21 protein-coding genes, 2 tRNA genes and 1 pseudogene are annotated in these 19972 nt (G+C 60.8%); 14 read left to right on the top strand and 10 right to left on the bottom strand.

What is annotated here, in order from left to right; translation table 11 throughout:
• The first annotated feature begins 23 nt into the window (after positions 1-23).
• Positions 24-1040 carry a betaine--homocysteine S-methyltransferase gene (gene bmt / locus Q1A89_RS17975; RefSeq protein ID WP_299731554.1) on the top strand — a complete coding sequence of 339 codons (1017 nt, stop codon included), beginning with the start codon at positions 24-26 and terminating at the stop codon, positions 1038-1040.
• Here the strand turns inward: bmt and Q1A89_RS17970 are convergent.
• On the bottom strand, positions 1037-2113 hold the full coding sequence (locus tag Q1A89_RS17970; RefSeq protein WP_299731551.1) for a PA0069 family radical SAM protein: 1077 nt from the start codon (positions 2111-2113) through the stop codon (positions 1037-1039). The genes bmt and Q1A89_RS17970 overlap by 4 nt on opposite strands.
• A 203-nt stretch (positions 2114-2316) precedes the next feature.
• Between Q1A89_RS17970 and Q1A89_RS17965 the strand changes: the two genes are divergently transcribed.
• Genes Q1A89_RS17965 through Q1A89_RS17955 form a run of 3 tightly spaced genes read left to right on the top strand, consistent with a single transcriptional unit; the run spans position 2317 to position 4238 of the window.
• On the top strand, positions 2317-3018 hold the full coding sequence (locus Q1A89_RS17965; RefSeq protein WP_299731548.1) for a B12-binding domain-containing protein: 702 nt from the start codon (positions 2317-2319) through the stop codon (positions 3016-3018).
• A 33-nt stretch (positions 3019-3051) separates the two neighbouring features.
• The gene (locus tag Q1A89_RS17960) at positions 3052-3597 is read left to right on the top strand and encodes a thioredoxin family protein (protein ID WP_299731545.1); all 546 of its coding nucleotides are present in this window, start codon (positions 3052-3054) and stop codon (positions 3595-3597) included.
• Positions 3588-4238: a DUF1638 domain-containing protein gene (locus Q1A89_RS17955; protein ID WP_299731542.1), complete on the top strand. Its 651-nt coding sequence runs from the start codon at positions 3588-3590 to the stop codon at positions 4236-4238. The genes Q1A89_RS17960 and Q1A89_RS17955 overlap by 10 nt, the downstream gene beginning before the upstream one ends.
• Before the next feature lie 74 nt (positions 4239-4312).
• Here Q1A89_RS17955 and Q1A89_RS17950 read toward each other — a convergent pair whose 3' ends face one another.
• Positions 4313-4717: a SufE family protein gene (locus Q1A89_RS17950; protein ID WP_299731539.1), complete on the bottom strand. Its 405-nt coding sequence runs from the start codon at positions 4715-4717 to the stop codon at positions 4313-4315.
• 190 nt (positions 4718-4907) lie between these two features.
• On the opposite strand from Q1A89_RS17950, the gene Q1A89_RS17945 reads away from it, so the two are divergent.
• Positions 4908-5384 carry a hypothetical protein gene (locus Q1A89_RS17945; RefSeq protein ID WP_299731536.1) on the top strand — a complete coding sequence of 159 codons (477 nt, stop codon included), beginning with the start codon at positions 4908-4910 and terminating at the stop codon, positions 5382-5384.
• A gap of 8 nt (positions 5385-5392) precedes the next feature.
• Here Q1A89_RS17945 and rnd read toward each other — a convergent pair whose 3' ends face one another.
• From rnd to purM, 3 genes are all read right to left on the bottom strand, one after another.
• Positions 5393-6553: a ribonuclease D gene (gene rnd / locus Q1A89_RS17940; protein WP_299731533.1), complete on the bottom strand. Its 1161-nt coding sequence runs from the start codon at positions 6551-6553 to the stop codon at positions 5393-5395.
• A 75-nt stretch (positions 6554-6628) separates the two neighbouring features.
• Complete coding sequence (gene purN, locus Q1A89_RS17935; protein ID WP_299731530.1) at positions 6629-7219, bottom strand: phosphoribosylglycinamide formyltransferase; 591 nt, start codon at positions 7217-7219, stop codon at positions 6629-6631.
• Positions 7216-8262 (bottom strand): phosphoribosylformylglycinamidine cyclo-ligase, encoded by a 1047-nt coding sequence (gene purM, locus Q1A89_RS17930; RefSeq protein WP_299731527.1) that lies wholly within the window; start codon positions 8260-8262, stop codon positions 7216-7218. Before purM ends, purN begins: the two co-directional genes overlap by 4 nt.
• Positions 8263-8455: 193 nt before the next feature.
• Here purM and Q1A89_RS17925 point away from each other — a divergent pair, with 193 nt between their 5' ends.
• Positions 8456-9544, top strand: a complete 1089-nt coding sequence (locus tag Q1A89_RS17925) for a hypothetical protein (protein WP_299731524.1) — start codon at positions 8456-8458, stop codon at positions 9542-9544.
• Positions 9545-9604: 60 nt separating this feature from the next.
• Positions 9605-9681, top strand: a tRNA-Ile gene (locus Q1A89_RS17920).
• 8 nt (positions 9682-9689) lie between these two features.
• Here Q1A89_RS17920 and Q1A89_RS17915 read toward each other — a convergent pair.
• From Q1A89_RS17915 to Q1A89_RS17905, 3 genes are all read right to left on the bottom strand, one after another.
• A complete protein-coding gene (locus tag Q1A89_RS17915) occupies positions 9690-10070 on the bottom strand; it encodes a GFA family protein (RefSeq protein WP_299731520.1) in 381 nt (126 codons plus the stop codon).
• Between the two features lie 5 nt (positions 10071-10075).
• Positions 10076-10525, bottom strand: coding sequence for a DUF4442 domain-containing protein (locus Q1A89_RS17910; RefSeq protein ID WP_299731517.1), 450 nt, complete (start codon positions 10523-10525; stop codon positions 10076-10078).
• A gap of 85 nt (positions 10526-10610) precedes the next feature.
• Positions 10611-11936, bottom strand: coding sequence for an ATP-binding protein (locus tag Q1A89_RS17905; protein ID WP_299731514.1), 1326 nt, complete (start codon positions 11934-11936; stop codon positions 10611-10613).
• A gap of 57 nt (positions 11937-11993) precedes the next feature.
• On the opposite strand from Q1A89_RS17905, the gene Q1A89_RS17900 reads away from it, so the two are divergent.
• The 3 genes from Q1A89_RS17900 to Q1A89_RS17890 all read left to right on the top strand — a co-directional run bounded on the left by Q1A89_RS17900 (position 11994) and on the right by Q1A89_RS17890 (position 14464).
• Positions 11994-12896: an MBL fold metallo-hydrolase gene (locus Q1A89_RS17900; RefSeq protein WP_299731511.1), complete on the top strand. Its 903-nt coding sequence runs from the start codon at positions 11994-11996 to the stop codon at positions 12894-12896.
• 80 nt (positions 12897-12976) lie between these two features.
• Positions 12977-13051: transfer RNA gene (locus Q1A89_RS17895), tRNA-Asn, on the top strand.
• Positions 13052-13450: 399 nt separating this feature from the next.
• Positions 13451-14464, top strand: a complete 1014-nt coding sequence (locus tag Q1A89_RS17890) for a D-cysteine desulfhydrase (protein WP_299731508.1) — start codon at positions 13451-13453, stop codon at positions 14462-14464.
• A 3-nt stretch (positions 14465-14467) separates the two neighbouring features.
• Here Q1A89_RS17890 and Q1A89_RS17885 read toward each other — a convergent pair whose 3' ends face one another.
• The gene (locus Q1A89_RS17885; RefSeq protein WP_299731971.1) at positions 14468-15148 is read right to left on the bottom strand and encodes a LysR substrate-binding domain-containing protein; all 681 of its coding nucleotides are present in this window, start codon (positions 15146-15148) and stop codon (positions 14468-14470) included.
• Between the two features lie 30 nt (positions 15149-15178).
• Positions 15179-15352: pseudogene (locus Q1A89_RS17880) on the bottom strand (LysR family transcriptional regulator); the annotation flags it as partial.
• A gap of 248 nt (positions 15353-15600) precedes the next feature.
• On the opposite strand from Q1A89_RS17880, the gene Q1A89_RS17875 reads away from it, so the two are divergent.
• The 4 genes from Q1A89_RS17875 (at position 15601) to Q1A89_RS17860 (ending at position 19963) form a co-directional block, all read left to right on the top strand.
• Entirely contained in the window at positions 15601-16566 is a 966-nt protein-coding gene (locus Q1A89_RS17875; protein WP_299731505.1) for a glycine betaine ABC transporter substrate-binding protein, read from the top strand.
• Between the two features lie 75 nt (positions 16567-16641).
• Positions 16642-17697, top strand: a complete 1056-nt coding sequence (locus tag Q1A89_RS17870; protein ID WP_299731502.1) for a betaine/proline/choline family ABC transporter ATP-binding protein — start codon at positions 16642-16644, stop codon at positions 17695-17697.
• Positions 17694-19247: an ABC transporter permease subunit gene (locus tag Q1A89_RS17865; protein ID WP_299731499.1), complete on the top strand. Its 1554-nt coding sequence runs from the start codon at positions 17694-17696 to the stop codon at positions 19245-19247. Before Q1A89_RS17870 ends, Q1A89_RS17865 begins: the two co-directional genes overlap by 4 nt.
• Positions 19244-19963 (top strand): alpha/beta hydrolase, encoded by a 720-nt coding sequence (locus Q1A89_RS17860; RefSeq protein ID WP_299731496.1) that lies wholly within the window; start codon positions 19244-19246, stop codon positions 19961-19963. Before Q1A89_RS17865 ends, Q1A89_RS17860 begins: the two co-directional genes overlap by 4 nt.
• Positions 19964-19972 lie beyond the last annotated feature (9 nt).

The raw sequence follows: 19972 nt of genomic DNA, 5'->3' as shown, positions 1-19972 counted from the left end.
ACACGCGCGCGCGAGGCTTGACCATGACCAATCCGTTTTCTGACCTGTTGGCCGAAAAAGGCACCCTTTTGGCCGACGGGGCCACGGGCACCAACCTGTTCGAAATGGGATTGATGGCCGGCGACGCGCCAGAACTGTGGAACGAAACCGCGCCAGAGAAGATCACCGCCCTCTACAAGGGTGCTGTGGATGCAGGCAGCGACGTGTTCCTCACCAACTCATTCGGGGCCAACGCCTCGCGGCTAAAGCTGCACGATGCGGGCCACCGCGCATTCGAGCTGAGCAAATTGGCCGCCGAAATCGGGCGCGAGGTCGCGGACGCTGCGGCGCGCCGCGTGATCGTCGCAGGCTCGGTTGGTCCCACGGGCGACATCATGGAACCGGTTGGCCCGCTGTCCCACGCCGACGCAGTCGAGATGTTTCACGAGACCGCCGCAGGCCTCAAGGCAGGTGGCGCTGACATCGGCTGGGTCGAGACGATCTCGGCCCCCGAGGAATTCACCGCCGCCGCCGAAGGGTTCGCGCTGGCGGACCTGCCCTGGGTCGGCACGATGAGTTTTGACACCGCCGGGCGCACCATGATGGGCGTGACCAGCACCGACATGGCCAAGCTGGTCGCTGGCCTTCCCAATCCGCCGCTGGCTTTTGGCGCCAATTGCGGCACAGGGGCATCAGACCTGCTGCGCACCCTGCTGGGCTTTGCCGCCTCGGGCACCGAGATTCCGCTGATCGCCAAGGGCAATGCGGGCATCCCGAAATACCATGACGGCCACATCCACTATGACGGCACGCCCGAACTGATGGCCGATTATGCCGCCCTCGCCCGCGATTGCGGAGCGTCGATCATCGGTGGGTGCTGTGGCACAACCCCGGCCCATCTCGAACAGATGCGCGCCTCGCTTGACACGCGCCCCAAACGCCCGGCCCCGACGCTGGATGAAATCGTCGCGGCTCTTGGCGCGTTCACCTCGGCCAACGACGGCACTGGCGACAACACGGCGCCTGCGCGCAAACGGCGTGGCAACCGGCGGGTCGCCTAGAACAGGCTCAGCTGTGCGGTTGGCGGCTTTGGCGGTTCAAACAGGTCCGTGCGCATGGGTGGAGCGGTTCGTTTCAACCCCAAGCGCTTGATCGCCACGGCAAAACGGGCCGCGATGATCTCGGCATAGGCGCCCTCGCCCCGCATCCGGTGCCCCCAACGCGCGTCATAATCCTTGCCCCCATGCATCTCGCGCAGGCGTGCCATGATGCGCCCGGCGCGGTCTGGATAATGCGCGGCCAGCCAATCCTGCCACAGGGGCGAAACCTCTTGTGGCAGGCGCAGCATGATCCAGCTAGCCGTGCGCGCGCCTGCCTCTTTGCCCTGGGCCAGGATTTCTTCCAATTCAGGGTCGGTCAGCGCGGGCACCATGGGCGAGGCCATGATGCGCACCGGAACGCCCGCCGCACTGAGGCGTCGGATCATCTGCAAGCGGCGGGCGGGCGCGGGTGCGCGCGGCTCCATCAAGCGGGACAGGGCCGCATCAAGCGTGGTCACCGAAATGCCAACCCGCACCAGACCGCGCCGCGCCATCCGGCCAAGTATGTCGATATCCCGCTCGATCAGCACACCCTTGGTCACGATGGCCACCGGATGACCGCAATCCTCGAGCACCTCAAGACAGGCGCGCATGATCCCGTGTTGCTTTTCGATGGGCTGATAGGGATCGGTGTTGGTGCCAATCGCCATGGGCGCAACCTTGTAGGCGCGCTTGCCCATCTCTGCGCGCAACACGATGGGCGCGTCGGGGCGCGCGACCAGTTTGGTCTCGAAATCCAGACCCGGCGACAGGCCCAGATAGGCGTGGCTGGGCCGGGCAAAGCAATAGACACAGCCATGTTCGCAGCCCCGATATGGATTTATGGACCGATCAAACGGCAGGTCTGGCGAGCGATTATAGGAGATGATCGAGCGCGGCCGTTCAATGCTGACCTCGGTGCGCAGGGTCGGCAACACCTCGTCGATGTCCCATCCGTCGGCCTCCTGGTGGCGCGTGACACTGTCATAGCGGCTGACCGCGTTGGTCAGCGCACCGCGTCCCTTGGGGGCTTTGGTCTGCAAATCCGATTTCATTGTTCAATAGTAGAACATAAACAGAACATACGCCAGAAAAGAGTTCCAAATCAGTCACAAACCGATAAACTGACGCCGCGTACGATGCCTCAGGTCGCCCTTGATGCCGGGCATGTCGCAATCCGGACAGTGCCCCTGCGGCATTCTGTCCGATAAGGCAAACAGAGGCACGGGTCTTTGCGCCCGATTTTCAAGGAACGGCCATGTCAGACGAAGACGAAATCATCCTGTCCGAACTCGACGATGAAGAGCTTGTGCAGCAAATGTTCGACGACCTCTATGACGGTCTGCGCGAAGAGATCGAAGAGGGCGTGAACATTCTGCTCGAACGGGATTGGGCCCCTTACGACATCCTGACCAAGGCGCTTGTGGGCGGCATGACCATCGTGGGCGCGGATTTCCGCGACGGGATCCTGTTTGTGCCCGAAGTGCTGCTGGCCGCCAACGCGATGAAGGGCGGCATGGCCATCCTCAAACCCCTGCTCGCCGAAACCGGTGCGCCCCGCGTGGGCAAGATGGTGATCGGCACGGTCAAGGGTGACATCCACGACATCGGCAAGAACCTCGTGTCGATGATGATGGAAGGCGCCGGGTTCGAAGTGGTCGATCTGGGCATCAACAACGCGGTCGACAAATATCTCGATGCAATCGAGGCCGAAGGGCCCGACATTCTGGGTATGTCCGCCCTGCTCACCACCACGATGCCTTACATGAAAGTCGTGATCGACACGATGGTCGAAAAGGGCATCCGCGATGACTATATCGTTCTGGTCGGCGGTGCCCCTCTGAACGAGGAATTTGGCAAAGCCATCGGCGCGGATGCCTATTGCCGGGATGCCGCTGTGGCGGTGGAAACGGCCAAGGAATTCGTGGCCCGCAAGCACAACCAGATGGCGGCCGGATAACCTCGGCCCCCAAAGGCCAGAGGAGACGACGACATGTTACGTGACACCCCCGTGTGCGATTTCGGCTGGGCTGCGCCTGCGTTTGGGCTTCCTGATGCGCAGGGCAAGATGCACAAACTTGCCGACCACCTGACCTCCAAGGGCCTGCTGATCGCGTTCATCTGCAACCACTGCCCCTATGTGGTCGCCATCGCTGACCGGCTGGCCGCGGATGCGCAGACCTTGTTGGATGAGGGCATCGGCGTGCTTGCCATCATGTCCAACGACTATGACAGCTACCCCGCAGACGCGCCCCACCGGATGATCGATTTCGCGGACAAGCACAATTTCCCCTTCCCCTACCTTGTGGACGCCGACCAGCGCGTGGCCCGCTCTTACGATGCGATCTGCACGCCGGACTTCTTTGGGCTGAACGGCGCTGGGGAATTGCAGTATCGTGGGCGGCTGGATGATGCGCGCATGGGGGATGCAACCAACCGCGCCCCCGAACTGCTCACCGCCATGCGCCAGATCGCAGCGACCGGCCACGGCCCACAGGATCAGACCCCCAGCATGGGCTGCTCGATCAAATGGCGCTGAACGACACCGCCCTGACCGAACACGGTCTGGACGCCACGGGTCAGGGCCGTATCCTGCTGATCGCCTGCGGCGCACTGGCGCGCGAAATTCTCGACCTCAAGGCGCGCAATGGCTGGGAACACATGGACCTCACCTGCCTGCCGGCAAAACTGCACCTCTACCCCGAAAAGATCACGGATGAGGTCCGCAAGGCCGTTGCCAAACACCGCGCGGCCTATGCCAGCATCTTCGTCGTCTACGCAGATTGCGGCACCGGTGGCCTGTTACAAACGGCCTGTGAAGAGATGGGCGTCGAGATGGTCGCAGGCCCGCATTGCTACAGCTTTTTCGAAGGAAATGAACGCTTTGCCGAGATAAGTGAAAGTGAATTCACCGCCTTCTATCTCACCGATTTCCTTGTGCGCCAGTTCGAAGCCTTCATCCTCAAACCCATGGGCCTCGACCGTCATCCGGAACTGCGGGACATGTATTTCGGCAATTATGAAAAGCTGGTCTATCAGGCCCAGACCGACGATCCGGCCCTGACGGAAAAGGCACGAAAAGCCGCGCAAACCCTCGGCCTTGCCTTCGAGCGTCGCTTCACCGGCTACGGCGATCTCAGCACCACGCTTGCCAAACTCGCCCCTGTTTCTTCTGACTGAAAATACCACGGGGGTTTGGGGGCAGAGCCCCCATTCACAAAATCAAATCGCGTCGCCGCAAGGCGGCCTTTGGATCACTCGGCCGCCACCAGACGCACCCGTTCGATCATCGCGCGCAACCCGTTCGAGCGCTGCGCGGACAGATGATCGTTCAGACCCAGCCGCGCCATCTCGGCGCGTGCATCCACATCCAGAACAGCTTTGGCTTCCAGTCCGTTGTAAAGGCGTCGTAAAACCGCGATGAGACCCTTGACGATCATAGCATCACTGTCACCATCAAAATGAAACTTTCCGTCCTCGATCACCGCGTGCAGCCACACTTGCGATGCACAACCATCGACCTTGGTCGCAGGCACTTTCAGCGCCTCATCCAGCGGCGGCATCGCCTTGCCCTGCTCGATCACATAGCGATAGCGGTCTTCCCAGTCGTCGAGAAATTCGAAATCCTCCACGATCTCTTCGAATGCGGCACTTGCCATGAAAAACCTCTTTTCATCGAACCCGTCTCGTGACCTAGGCGTTGCACCCCCAAAGGTCCAGTGCGGCAATGGGCGCTTTTCAAGTGCTGCGACATCCGCTACCTAAAGAGCCAACAGATGAGACGAGCAGACCATGCGCCTTTTGACGACGACAGTTTTGATTGCAACGCTCACGTTGAGTGCGTGCGGAGTGATCCGCGACAGCCGCGTGAACCCGTTCAACTGGTTTGGCAACAGCCGCTCGGACCCGATCGAGCGGGACGCGCGCGCAGAGGTCAATCCTCTCATCCCCGTGAACGAACGCGGCGGATTGTTCCGCTCCACCCGCGACAAAGTCGTTGAGTATCGCGGCAGCCCGGTCGATCAGGTCAGCGGTCTGGTGATCGAGCGCGTGCCCGGTGGGGCGATCGTGCGCGCCACGGGCATTTCGTCTTATGACGGCCCTTACGGTGTCCAACTGACCCCCGCCACCGAAGGTACAGAGCCCGTAGACGGCGTGTTGACCTACCGGCTCGAGGCCGAGCGCCCGTCTGAATTGCGCCGTGCCACGTCGACCCGTGTGCGCACCGTGACGGCAGCCGTACATCTCAGCGATCGCGAATTGCGCGACGTCCGCGTCATCCGCGTCGAGGGCGTGCGCAACGCACAGACCACGTCACGCCGCTAAGCGTCGCTTCAGTCCAGTTCGATAATCCGGATATCCGCGCCAGACGCAGTCAGCGCCACACGGCCTTCGCACAGGCGCAAAGCGTCTTCGCCAAACACTTCGGACCGCCAGCCCTTGAGTGCGGCGACATCGCGCACTCCGGCCGCCAGCGCATCCAGATCAGAGGCCGACGCAATCAGCTTGGCCGCCACACCCGCACTTTCGGTTTTGGCCTTGAGCAGAACCCGCAACAAATCCGCGAGCGCCGGGTTCACCTGCAGCTTTTCACGTGAGCGATCCGGTTTGGGTTGCGACTCGGGCGGCATGGTCACGCCGCGCGCTACGGCCGCCAGAATGCCATCGGCGATATCGCCCTTGCGCGCCTCGCGCAGGAGCAAGCGCGAGCGGCCCAGGTCCTCAAGGGATTTCGGCTTGTTGCTCGCCAATTCGACCAGCGCATCATCCTTGTAGACCCGATTGCGCGGGATATTGCGGCTTTGGGCATGGCTTTCACGGAAGGCGGCCAGCTCCTGTACCACAGCAAGGAATTTGGACGAGGATGTGCGGGTCTTGACCCGTTTCCACGCGTTCCTTGGGTCGATGATATAGGTCTCGGGCGTCAGCAGAGTCTGCAATTCCTCGGCAACCCAACGCGACCGCCCGCTCTCGGCCAGCTTGGCGGCGAGGAATTCGTAGATCTGGCGCAGATGCGTCACGTCCGCCAGCGCATATGTCTTTTGCGCATCCGTCAGCGGACGGCGCGACCAGTCCGTGAAACGTGATGTCTTATCAAGAGGTTGGCGCGCGATCTTGCGCACCAGTGTCTCATAGCCCACCTGCTCGCCAAAGCCGCAGACCATCGCCGCCACTTGCGTGTCAAACAGCGGCTCGGGAAAGACCTGCGCATCCACATAGAAGATTTCGAGGTCCTGCCGTGCGGCATGGAACACCTTGACCACCGAGGTATCGCGAAACAGATCGTAAAGCGGCTCCAGCGACAGCCCACCCGCCAGCGGGTCCACCAGCACAGCACCGCTGTCATCGGTGCCCGGCATGGCCAGCTGGATCAGGCAGAGTTTGGAATAATAGGTCCGTTCGCGCAGGAACTCGGTGTCGACCGTGACATAGTCGTGGGTTGCGGCCTCTTTGCAATACGCGGCGAGGTCATCGGTCGTTGTGATTGTTTTCATGTACGAACTTCTTGGTTTGTCCGGTGCGCATCACCGATTGGTCTGAGGGACGCTATAGTAATCCCATGGGGGTTGCTAGAGCGTGAGCGGGGCTGTCTCTCCGCTGGCGAACCGGCGCAGGACCGCCGGGTAAAGCCGGTGTTCCTGCACAAGGACCCGCGCGGCCAGCGTTTCTGCGATGTCGCCGGGGTTCACCGGGATGCGGGCCTGCCCAAGGATGGGTCCGTCATCAAGGGCCGGCGTGACCAGATGCACAGTGCAGCCATGTTCGCTGTCCCCAGCCGCAAGCGCGCGGGCATGGGTGTTAAGCCCCTTGTATTTGGGCAACAGCGAGGGGTGGATGTTCAGCATCCGACCCTGCCAGGGCGCCACAAAACCCGCGGTGAGCACCCGCATGAAACCCGCAAGGCAGATGATATCAAGATCATACGGGACGAGCGCTGCGGTGATCGTATCCTCGAACCGGGCACGATCCTCGTCAAACGGGCGGTGGTCGATCACTTCGGTCGCAATGCCTTGCTCCCGCGCCCAGGCAATGCCGCCCGCGTTTTCATTGTTGGAGACCACGACTGCGGCGCGTGCGGGGTGGTCGCCCACCATGTCCGAGACCAGCGCGCGCATGTTCGACCCGCCGCCCGAGACGAAGATGCCGACCCGTTTGCTCACCAAAGCTGCCCTGAATAGCTCACGCCCTGCCCGTCGCTCACGTGGCCGAGGGTGATCACCGTCTGTCCTTCGCCCGTCAAGGCTGCGGTCACCTCCGAGACGGCTTCGGGGGCCACGATGACCACCATGCCGATCCCTGCGTTAAAGGTCTTGAGCATCTCGGCCTGTTCCATCCCGCCCTTCTCGGCGAGCCATTTGAAAACGGGCGGCAAGTCCCACGCATCCAGATTGACGCTGCAGCCAAGCCCTTCGGGAAAGACGCGCGGCAGGTTCTCGGTCAAGCCACCGCCAGTGATGTGAGCAAAGCCGCGCACGCCGCCCGCCTTGATCGCCGCGAGAGCTGCCTTGACGTACAGCCGTGTGGGCGTCAGCAGTGCCTCGCCCAGCGAGCCATCGGCCCACGGGCAGGCGTCGTCCCAACCAAGGCCCGAGGCTTCGACAATGCGGCGCACCAGCGAGTAGCCGTTGGAATGCACCCCGTCCGAGGTCAGTCCCAGAACCACGTCGCCTGCCGCGACATCAGCTGGCAGCGCTGTGCCCCGTTCCATCGCGCCTACGGCAAAGCCAGCAAGGTCGAAATCGCCCGCCGGATACATGCCCGGCATCTCGGCGGTTTCGCCACCGATCAACGCGCAGCCAGAGGCGGAACAACCCTTAGCGATCCCTTCGATGATGCGAGCGGCCTGATCCAGATCCAATTTTCCTGTGGCGAAATAGTCGAGGAAAAACAAGGGCTCAGCGCCCTGACAGACCAAATCGTTGACGCACATGGCCACCAGATCGACGCCCACGCCGTCCACATTGCCAGTGTCGATGGCAATGCGCAGCTTGGTGCCCACACCGTCCGTTGCAGCCACCAGAACCGGGTCAGAAAACCCTGCCGCCTTGAGATCAAACAATCCGCCAAATCCACCAAGGCCCGAGGCCACGCCCGAGCGTTTGGTGGCCGCCGCCGCAGGTTTGATCCGCTCGACCAGCGCGTTGCCTGCGTCGATGTCCACGCCTGCTTGTGCGTAGGTCATTCCATTTTTGCCATCGCTCATGTGCAATCCCCCTGCGTCCCGCGCCCCATAACGTGAACCGGACTGGAGTTGCAAAAGGAAATACGTGCTGTGCGCCTGCGCACATCAATTCAGCGCAATAAACTGTGATCCCGCCAGAGTTGAAAACGCGAGATCGGGTCCACAAAGTTGATAGAGGCAAGTGAGCCACAACTTCTTTTCGGGACAATCCACCATGACCTCTCGCACCCCCACCCTCGCCGCGTTGTTGATCGCCGCACCACTGCTTGGCACGCAGGCCCATTCCCAGGTCGTCAACATCAAGGACGGAGGGTTCACCTTTACCTTTGGCGGCCAGATCAACCGGGGCATTCTGTTCGCAGATGACGGCGTCGAATCCAACCAGTTCTCGGTCGACAACGACAACTCATCCACGCGCCTGCGTGCACAGGCCGAATATGACTTCGGCGACTACGCAGTTGGCGCAATTATTGAATATGAATTCGAGTTCAGCTCGTCCAACTCGGTCAGCCAGTTGAATTCCGACATCAGCTCGTCCGTGTCGAACGAACGGAAATTCGAACTCTATACAAATACGCCGTTTGGTAACTTTGCCTATGGTCAGGGCGACACGGCATCCAATGGGGTGTCCGAAGTGGATTTGTCCGGCACGAGCCTCGGCAACTACTCGGATGTGGGTCTGATTGCGGGTGGGCAACTGTTCCGCACGCCGAGCGGTGCACTCAGCACATCGGATGTCGGTGATTTCTTCAGCAACTTTGACGGACTCAGCCGGATCGAGCGTTTCCGCTATGACACGCCGGAATTCCTGAATGGTTTTGTCGCATCCGTGTCCTTCGGCGAGGACAGCCGCAACGACATTGCGCTGCGGTACAACGCAAAACTGGGCGACATTCGCGTGAGCGCTGCTGGTGCCTTTGCAGAAACCGAAACGGCAGATCGGGTCAGCGGTTCGATTTCGGCCTTTCACGATCCAACCGGGTTCAACGTGACGTTTGCAACCGGTGCGGACGATCTGGACAACAGCAATCGCGACCCCGGCTTCAACTACATCAAGTTCGGGTATCAGACCGACAAGCTGATCAAGGCAGGCACGACATCCTTTGCCATCGACTATTATGACGGACAGGATCAAGGCGTGCTGGGCAGCAGCTCGGAATCCGTAAGCTTTTTTGCTGTTCAGAAAGTCGACAAGTTGAACACCGAATTTTACGCCGGTTACCGCACCTTTGATGTCAGCACACCGTCAACCGACTTTCAGGATATCGACGTCGTCCTTGTTGGCGCACGTTTCAGGTTCTGAAGCTTACGGCCCGCCGACGCCTTGACACGTCCAATTTCGGTGGTATCCCCGAGCCTTGGCGGGCCTGTAGCTCAATTGGTTAGAGCAGAGCGCTCATAACGCTTTGGTTGCGGGTTCAAGTCCTGCCGGGCCTACCAAATTCCGCCTAGCCGTCGTCGCGCCCGCGCTCGTAGCAGGTCGTTCCGGCAAACGGCGCCAGCCACGGTGCGCGACGGATGCACCACAACTCGTATGTGGGCACCAGTGCGTTGGGATCGTCCATCGCACCCAGGTGCACTTCGATCTCGTCTGCACTGCGGGCAAAGACGGAACTGCCGCAGCGCGCACAGAAGGCGCGGCCTTCATAGCTTTGGGCTGGGCCTGTGATGTCTACCGCTGCGGCGTCAAACACGGCTGCTGCATAAAACGCCGCCCCGTGATGTTTGCGGCAGTCCAGACAATGGCAGATGCCCACCCGTTTGGGCGTTCCGGTCGCCGTCAGGCGCAAACCGCCGCACAGGCAACCGGCCCCAAAGGCGGCACCCATGCGCCCTACCCCGCAGCCTTGACGTGCCAGTCGACGCGCAGGTTAACGACCGTGTCACCCGCTTCGTCGCGGATATCAACATCGACGGCAAAAGCGACCTTGCCGACCTCTTTCAGCTCCGCCAGCAATTCTGCGCCCGGTCGGCTGGATTGGGCTGTGGCGGTCAGGCGGCCCTTGGCGATCTTGACGTAAGAAATCTGCGCGCCCGCCGCAACGGGTCGGACCGTCAGTAGCACTGGTGCCAGCGCCCCACCCAGGGCCGCGCCCGAGGCCGCCTCGCCCAGCGTAAACATCGCGCCCGCATGTTGAGTCTGGATGTGGTTGGAGGTTTCGGTGCGCTGATCAAGTGCGGCTGTGGCCCTGCCATCCGCAATCTCGAGCAGTTCGATACCGACGTGATTGGCAAAGGGAATAGCCTTGCTCATATGGTCCTTGATCATGTCGAACGGGGTCATGTGCGGGTTCCTTTTGAAAAATCTCTTGGCCTCTGGGTAAGGGGGGACGGGCCGGCGGAACAAGCGTTCCGTGGCGGCACGTGCCTCAGCGCGCAATCACGATGTCCGCGCGCAACCCCCCCAGCTTGTCACTGTGCCCAAGGCGCAGGACACCGCCGTGCGAGCGGGCGATGTCGGTGGCAATGGCCAGTCCCAAGCCCACACCCGAGCCCTGGTTCTGGTTGCGCGACGGATCAAGGCGGACAAAGGGGCGTTGCGCATCCGCGCGCTGGCTTTCGGGGATGCCGGGGCCTGCGTCCTCAACGCGAAAGCGCAGCGATTTGTCACTCAGCCGCACCGACACCTCGGCCCGCTGGCCATAGCGCACCGCATTGGTGATAAGGTTGTCCAGCGCGCGGCGCATGGCCGGCACACGCAGCATCACTGTGCCTTCGCCGTCCCCCTCGACCTCGGCCAGCGTCACGGGCTGGCCTGCACGCTGCGCACTTTCGACAAGGCCTCGGGCCAGTGCGATGGGATCGACCTTTTCCGGCTCCCCCTCGCTGTCACCCTTGGCAAAGCTCAGAAAGGCGTCGATCATCTCCTGCATGTCATCCACATCCCGCTCCAGCGGGATGCGGTCTTCGTCCTCGAGCATCGACAGCGCAAGGCGCATCCGTGTGAGCGGCGTGCGCAGATCGTGGCTGACCCCGGATAGCATCAGGGTGCGGGTTTCGATTTGCCGTTCGATCCGGTTGCGCATGTCGACAAAGGCGGTCCCGGCCGCGCGCACCTCGGTCGCCCCGGCCGGCACATAGGACATCGCATGGCCACGGCCAAAAGCCTCGGCCGCGCGGGCCAGCCGTTTGATCGGACGCAACTGATTGCGCATATAGATGAAGGCGACAAAGGTGATCAGGATGCTGAAAAACACCATGTTGACCAGCAACTGGTGCGGCGCGGCGGCCGACACGCGGCGGCGGTCGAACTGCATCTCGACCGGCCCCAGATCGGTGGCGAGGATCAGGCGGACGACGCGGTCGTTGGACAGATCCACCACCGCCAGCTCGGGAACATGTCGACGCAGGTTCTGGGTGATCACGATGCCGGAAAAATCATACCACTGCCGCCGGTCCGCTTCGCCCAGGGCAGCGTCTTCCACTGGGCGCAGCAAAATGGACAGCGGGCCGATCACATCCGCCGTGCTGATGGCGATGTCTTCGACCGAACTCTCGCGCGCGATACGGCTCAGCACAAGGCGCACCTCGCGGGCGGCGGCATTGCTCATCTGCCGTGTGACATCTTCGAAATGGTCCGATACAAACACCACCGACACGACCAGTTGCACAAAGACAACCGGCAGCATCAGGATCAAAGCCGCGCGGGCGTAGATGCCTCGGGGCATGTAACGTTTGAGCCATTGGAACGTCATGGGCGCAACCTAGCGCGCAGGGCGGATGACTTAAAGGAACAACAGGGGGCGGCAGGCATGGACGGTTTTGACCCCACAATCGGGAAGGCTGAGGTGCTGGAACCGGGACTGCGCCGGATCGTTGCGCCCAACCCGTCGCCGATGACCTATAGGGGTACAAACACGTATGTGCTTGGCACCCGCGATCTGGCCGTGATCGACCCTGGTCCGACCAGTGACGCGCATCTGGACGCCATCCTTGGTGCAGTCGGGATCGACCAGCAGATCAGCCATATCATCGTCACGCACAGCCATCTTGACCACTCCCCCCTCGCCCGCCCGCTGGCTGCAGCAACAGGCGCGCCGGTGCTGGCCTTTGGCCGGGCCGAGGCCGGGCGCAGTGCCGTGATGGCAGAGCTGGTGGCCGCTGGCATGGTGGGCGGTGGCGAAGGGATCGATACCGGTTTTGCCCCCGATGTGCTGATCCGCGACGGAGAGGTGATCGCGGGCAGCGATTGGGCGCTTGAGGTGATCCATACGCCGGGGCATTTGGGCAATCACATCAGTCTGGCTTGGGGTGATGCCTGCCTGACCGGCGATCACGTCATGGGATGGGCCAGTTCGCTGGTTTCGCCCCCGGACGGAGATCTCACCGATTTCATGGCCTCCTGCGCGCGCCTTGCGGGTCGCGAGTGGCGGGTGTTCTACCCCGGCCATGGCGCGGCGGTGGCTGAGCCGGGCAAACGGCTCGACTGGCTGATCACCCATCGCACCGCACGGGAAAGCGCCATTCTGGCGGCCCTTGATGCAGGTCCCGCCGATGCCGCGACGCTGGCGCGCGCCGTCTACACCGACACACCTGCCGCCCTGTTGCCCGCAGCCACGCGCAACGTGCTGGCCCATCTCATTGACCTGACAGGGAAATCCAGGGTGCAACCCCGCGGACCACTCACCGCAGACACCATATTCGAACGCATTTGAGGGGGTGCAAACTTTTTCGCCTTTGCGCCTGCAAAGCCTCTGGACGATGCGAATCCGCCTTGCTATACGGCGCGAACCGTTCCGGCGTAGCTCAGCGGTAGAGCAGTTGACTGTTAATCAATTGGTCGTAGGTTCGATCCCTACCGCCGGAGCCAATTTTTCCAACAATATCAAAGTTCCACGGGCATCCTTGGGCGCAGAATTTCGCGTTTTGGAATTATGCAAGCGCCATGGAAGCAGCTTGACCCGGAATGCTTCGTCATTGAAATGACGTATCGATCAGGATCGATCTTGTTCCTCGCTTGCGAGGCAGTCCCAACTTCCGAGATACTCTTGGTCGCGCGCAAGAACATCGCCAACAATAACACCGTGACCTATTCTGATGAGGCTGATGGTGTCTGCACGTGCCACAATCGACGAATTTGACAGAAACCCACAAACTTCACCGACACCCAAAAATGCCCTCAGTTGCATCGTTACGTGATGCGAAATTTGCATTGGGAATGCGGTTTTCCCACGGATAAGTTGAGGCAAATGCAATCAGGAGCCATCGCATGCATCTTGCCCGTTTCCCGCGCGTTCACTTTGCTCACCTGCCCACGCCACTTGAACCGATGGAGCGGCTCTCGAAAGAGCTGGGCGTTGAATTGTGGATCAAGCGCGATGATTGCACCGGCATGTCGACGGGCGGGAACAAGACCCGCAAGCTGGAATTCCTCATGGCGGAAGCGCTGGAACAAGGCGCGGATATGGTGATGACCCAAGGGGCCACGCAGACAAACCATGGCAGGCAAACTGCTGCCTTTGCGGCCAGGCTTGGCCTCAAATGCCACATCCTTCTTGAGGATCGCACGGGCTATCAGGACGGCAACTACAACACCAACGGCAACGTGTTGCTGGACCACCTGCACGGCGCGACGACCGAGAAATTTCCCGGCGGTCACGACATGCCCGCCGAAATGGAAAAGGCCGCCGAAGCGATGCGCGCCAAGGGGCACAAGGTTTATGTCATCCCCGGTGGCGGGTCCAACCCGACGGGCGCTTTGGGCTATGTAAACGCAGCGTTTGAGTTGGTGTCGCAGGCGAATGATCGTGGCCTCAAGATCGATCGGCTGGTGCACGCAACAGGCTCTTCGGGCACCCAGGCCGGTCTCGTGACCGGAATGAGCGCGATGAATTCGCTGATCCCTGTGCTGGGCATCGGCACCCGCGCGCCGCAGCCGAAACAGGAACAGATGGTTTATGATCTGGCGTGCAAAACGGCCGAAAAACTGGGCTGCCCAGGCGTAGTCAAACGCGAGGACGTGATGGCAAACACGGATTACGTCGGTGAAGGTTATGGCATCCCAACTGCAAGCGGCATCGAGGCGATCAAGATGTTTGCCGAGTTGGAAGGCATTCTGCTCGACCCGTGCTATTCCGCAAAAGGGGCTGCGGGCCTCATCGATCTGGCGCGCAAAGGGGCCTTCAAAGGTGAACGTGTTGTGTTCCTGCATACGGGCGGAGCAGCGGCATTGGGCGGGTATGACTTTGCCTTCGACAACACCGCGCGCTGGGTCACGATCTAGCCGCTACAACAGGTCCCACAACTCCCGCGCCTGCGGGGCGAAGCTGGTCGGGTCCGCGAGGGCTGCGATGGTCAGTCGCGCGCACCATGTCTCGTCACCGATCGGGACCAATGTGCCATCAGCAAGTTCCGCAGCGATCGCCGTTTCCGGCATCCACGCAAAGCCGCTGCCATGCAGCAATCTGCGTTTGATGGTTTCGACCAATCCATCAACGTAGATCGTTTCAACATTCATCGGCTTTTGACCCACCGTGCTCTCGACCACCATGTCGAGAAAGGATGACTGCTCGTATGCCAGATACGGGATCGGAGGGCCGTCATTGGTGGACAGGTTCCATCCGTCCTTGCCCGCGCGCGCGTCAACAGCCACGGGAATCAGGCGTTCCGTCAGCAGGTTTTTGCGGGTGAATACCGCGTCATCAATCCGGGGCGAGACCGAGGCGTGATAATAGCACAACATGATGTCGACCGCCCCCTCGACCAGCAGCTCGCAACACGTGCTGAGAGAATCGGAGACCACTCTGGTGCGCAAACCCGGGATATCGCGCTGCATGTTTTCGATCCGGTTTGCCAAATAATTCACCGATATCGTGTGCAACACGGAAATTCGTACAAAACCGCTGCCCCCGCCTTGGGCGTCCCGGATCGCTTCGCGGGTTTCGGCCAGTTGTGAAATTGCGCCCAAGGCCACGGGCAGAAATTGCCTGCCGGCGTCGGTGATCTGAATGGGGTAAGTGGCCCTGTTGACCAAAGGTCGCCCAACCCAGCTCTCCAAGGCTTTGATTCTACGGCTGAATGCGGACTGCGTGATGTTGCGCTCTTCGGCGGCGCGGGTGAAATTCAACGTCCGGGCCAAACATTCGAAGTCGCGCAGCCAATTTAAGTCCACTCAGAATCACCACCGTCAGGAACGTATTCCGAAAGGCTAAGCTAAACTATGCAATTTAGGAATAGTTTGATGCGATGTTCGAATTTGTCCGAAATTCGGTTCTGCCCCTAGACTGATCCTCAGAATGCGACGCCTGGGGCCTCCGCCTTGTTCGTTGCATCGCGATCCAACAGAATGGGACAGGGCGCGAAATCCCTTCCCGCAAAAAGAGACGCCGAAATCGGCGCGATCCAACAGAGGAGATCACTATGAAAACCAAACTGAAATCACTGAGCCTCGCGGCGACGGTCAGCATTTTTGCGCTGCCAGCCTTCGCAGCCGAAGAGGTCAAGATCGGCCTGCCATCCTGGACCGGTGCCCAAGCCATCGGTCACCTGCTGGGCGAGATCGTCACTTCCCGTATCGGCGGCAAGGTCGAATACGTGCCCGGCAACAACGCCACGATCTTCCAGGCCATGGACCAGGGCAAAGGTGACATCGATGTGCACCCTGACGTCTGGCTGCCCAACCAGGAGAGCTTTACCAAGAAATACGTGGATGAAGCGGGCACCGTCACGCTGTCGTCCAACCCTTACGAGGGCAACCAGGGCTTCTGCGTCTCAAAGGATTTCGCTCAGGCCAATTCGATCACCGACATTGCCGATCTGGGTCGCCCTGACGTGGCCGCTTTGATGGACAGCGATGGCAACGGCAAGGGCGAGATGTGGATTGGCGCCCCCGGTTGGGCCTCGGCCAATGTCAACGAAGTCAAAACGCGCGACTACGGCTTGCTTGATTTCATCGAGCCAATCCGCGCCGAAGAAAGCGTCAAGACCGCGCGCATCAAGGACAGCATCGCCAAGGGTGAAGGCTATGCGTTCTATTGCTACAAGCCGCACGCGGTCTGGTTCATGTTCGACGTGGAAATGCTGAGCGAACCAACGTTTGATCCGGCCAAATATACGATGATCCAGCCCTCAGACGATGCCGACTGGTATGAAAAGTCGTCTGTCGCCACCAAGGACGCACTGAAAGAAGTGCAAATCGCGTGGTCCAACTCGTTGGCGGATCGCTCCCCCGCGATTGCGGAATTCTTCGCAAACTTCAGCGTGACGGCCGATGACGTGAGCGGTCTGGCGTTTGAAATCTCGGCCAATGGCAAGGACCCGGCGGACGCCGCAAAAGCGTGGATCGAGGCGAATTCCGATCGCGTCGACGCAATGCTCGGTCTTTAAGCGGACCTGAACACAGGCGGCACCGGGGACTGAAACCGGTGCCGCCTCCCCTCTCCTTTGCAAAAGAGACACGCCATGGCCTCCGACACTGTTGTCGAGATATCCAACGTCTGGAAGATATTCGGCGCCCGTGCCGAAGACGCCTTGCGCGCGGTGCGCGACCGTGGGCTGACCAAGGCGCAGGTCCTGTCCGAATTCAACGCCGTCGTGGGCGTCGCCGATGTCAGCCTGTCGGTCAACCGCGGTGAAATTTTCTGCATCATGGGTCTGTCAGGAAGCGGTAAGTCCACCTTGGTGCGCCACTTCAATCGCCTGCTGGAACCAACCGATGGCAAGATCAAGATCCAGGGCACCGATGTCATGGCCTTGGGTCCGCGCGAGCTGCAACGCTTCCGCAACCAAAAAATCGGCATGGTTTTCCAGAATTTCGCGCTGATGCCGCACCGGTCCGTTCTGGACAACGTCGCCATGCCACTCGAAATCCGCAAGGTGCCCAAGAACGAACGGATGCGGCAGGCCGCGGCCATTCTGGACATCGTGGAACTGGGGGCGTGGGGCGCCAAATTCGCCCACGAGCTTTCCGGCGGCATGCAGCAGCGCGTCGGCCTTGCCCGCGCGCTGGCGGCGAATCCTGACGTGTTGCTGATGGACGAGCCGTTCTCTGCCCTTGATCCCCTGATCCGTCGCCAGTTGCAGGATGAATTCATCCGGCTGAGCAAAATTCTGAAAAAGACCACCATCTTTATCACCCACGATCTGGACGAAGCTGTTCGCATTGGCGACCGCATTGCCATCATGCGCGATGGCAAGATGGTGCAGATGGGCACTGCCGAAGACATCGTGATGGACCCCGCAGATGACTATGTCGCCGACTTCGTGGCCGGCATCTCGCGCCTGAAGGTCGTGCATGCCCATGCGGTGATGCAGCCAATCGAAACGCATGTCGCCGCACATGGTCCCATTCCTGCCGATGCCGCACGAGTCGCTTCGGAAGAAACGCTGAGCACCCTGATCACCATGGCCATCGATGACGGCAACCCGATCATCGTGCAGTCCGACGGCAAAGACCTTGGCATCATCACCCGTGCGGATCTCTTGCGCACCGTGATTGAAGGAACGGAAGTATCATGACCGATGTGAACGCTGATCTTGGGGTGAACCCGCTGGAAGACACGTCTTCCGAGGCTGCACTCGCCTATGCCGAAGAACGCCGCGACAACATTCGCACCTTCGTGCGCACCAGTCCCGAGTACTACATCCGCATGTTCGACAAGATCGGCGCGTCGGCCAGCTTTACCGCGACCTTCAACGCCATGGCGGGCCTGTTCGGTCCAATCTGGTTTGGCGCGCGCGGATTGTGGAACTGGGCTTTGCCGTTTCTGATCCTTGAGGCCCTTGCCTATGTGCAGATCGCACGCGGGCTGTTTGGTGACCTCGCCGCAGATGCCATGGCCCGCATTGCGTCCATCGAAGGCACCCTGGAGTTGCGCAAGCAACAACTGGCCTCGGCGATCGAGACGGGATCGGACAAGGTCGACGTCTATCAACGCACGGTGGACTCGCTCGAAGCCAATATCGGCGGCATCAGGGCCGAGGCAGAGGCATTGGGCGCGGAGGGTCCCACCATTGCCCTGACCGGTCTTGCGATCCTGATCGTGGTCAAGTTGGCGCAATCGTTGATGGCCAACTGGGCGCTCGAAGCGCGGTTCTCCGATTGGCTGTCTGACCGCGCCATCCGCTCCGGTATGCCGGTGTCGCAGATCGTGTTCAGCGCTATTTTCATGGTGCTGATCGTTGCGACAGCCATGCTGCACTACAGCTTCCCGGGGCGGTTCACGCTACTGGGCGAGTTTCCGACCGACCCCGATATCCGGCTTGGCAGCATCGACCGCGTCGAGGCGTTCTTCAACTGGGCAGTACTGAACGGAGAGGCGCTTTTTGACGCAATCACCTACTTCATCCGGCTGGTGCTGGACGCGCTTGAACTTGTCTTTGTCAGCACCCCCTGGATCGTCGTCGCTGCACTCATTGTCTTGCTCACGTGGTTGACGGCCGGTGTGCGCATGGCGATCTACTCCGGCGCGTTTCTGGCCTATATGGGGCTGCTGGGGTTCTGGGAAAAAGCCATGACAACACTCGCGCTGCTCGGCACCGCCGCGTGTTTGTCGATCCTGATCGGCATCCCCTTGGGCATGTTCGCGGCCCGCAGGCCCCGGTTCTATTCCTTCATCCAGCCGATCATGGATTTCATGCAGACCATGCCCGCATTCGTCTTCATGATCCCTGTCATCGCCTTCTTTGGGACGGGCAAGCCAGCGGCAGTTGTGACCACCATGATCTTTGGCGGCACGCCGGTCGTGCGTCTGACCGTTCTTGGATTGCGCGGCGTCCCTGAAAGCGTGCGGGAGGCCGCAATCAGTTTCGGGGCAAACAAATGGTATCTGCTGACCAAGGTGGACCTGCCTCTGGCCAGCCCATCCATCCGCGCAGGCATCAACCAGACGATCATGTTGTCCCTTGCCATGGTGGTTGTGGCCTCCCTCATCGGGGCCAAGGGACTTGGCGAAGACGTGCTTGAGGCCCTGCAATACGCCAATGTGGGCCAAGGTATCCTTGCGGGCTTCTCGATCCTGTTCTGCGCCATGATCCTTGACCGCATCGTGCAAGGCGGGCGCAAATGATCCCTGTCGTCTTCGTCCATGGGTTCATGGGGGGTAGTCGGCAATGGCAATCGCAGGTCGAAGCTCTGGCGGGTGTGGAGACTTACAGCGTCGATCTGCCAGGTTTTGGCGAAAATGCGCATATCGACGGGCTCGACACCATTGCCGGTTTTTCTGACTGGGTCCTCGCGGACCTGAAGTCGAAAGGCATCACCCATTTTCACCTTGTTGGGCACTCCATGGGCGGCATGATTGCCCAGGAGATGATCTCGCAATCCCCCGACAGCGTGGACCGTTTGGTGCTGTATGGAACAGGCGCGCAAGGCGTGTTGCCGGGGCGGTTTGAAACCATCGCAACATCGAAACAACGCGCCCTTTCGGACGGCCCGCACGCAACGGCAAGGCGCATTGCGGCCACTTGGTTCCTAAATGGAGATACGGCGGGGGCCTACGAGACATGTGCCGCAATTGCCGAGCGCAGCAGCATTCAGGCAATTCTTGCGGGGCTTGATGCCATGAGCGGATGGACGGGCGTTTCGAAACTTCCCTCGTTTATGGCAAAGACCCTTGTCGTTTGGGGGGATCACGATCGGACCTACCCATGGACACAAACGGAAGAGCTTTGGCGATCCATTCCCAAGGCAAGTCTGGCCGTCATTCCCGATTGCGCCCATGCAGCGCATCTGGAGAAACCGCGCATTTTCAATGATATCGTCAAAGATTTCTTGACCGGGTGACCCTTTAAT

The organism is uncultured Tateyamaria sp. (assembly GCF_947503045.1).
In the GTDB taxonomy this organism is placed as follows: Bacteria; Pseudomonadota; Alphaproteobacteria; order Rhodobacterales; family Rhodobacteraceae; genus Tateyamaria.
The sequence above is the reverse complement of the archived record's forward strand: the minus strand, read 5'-3'. Positions and strand labels throughout refer to the sequence as shown.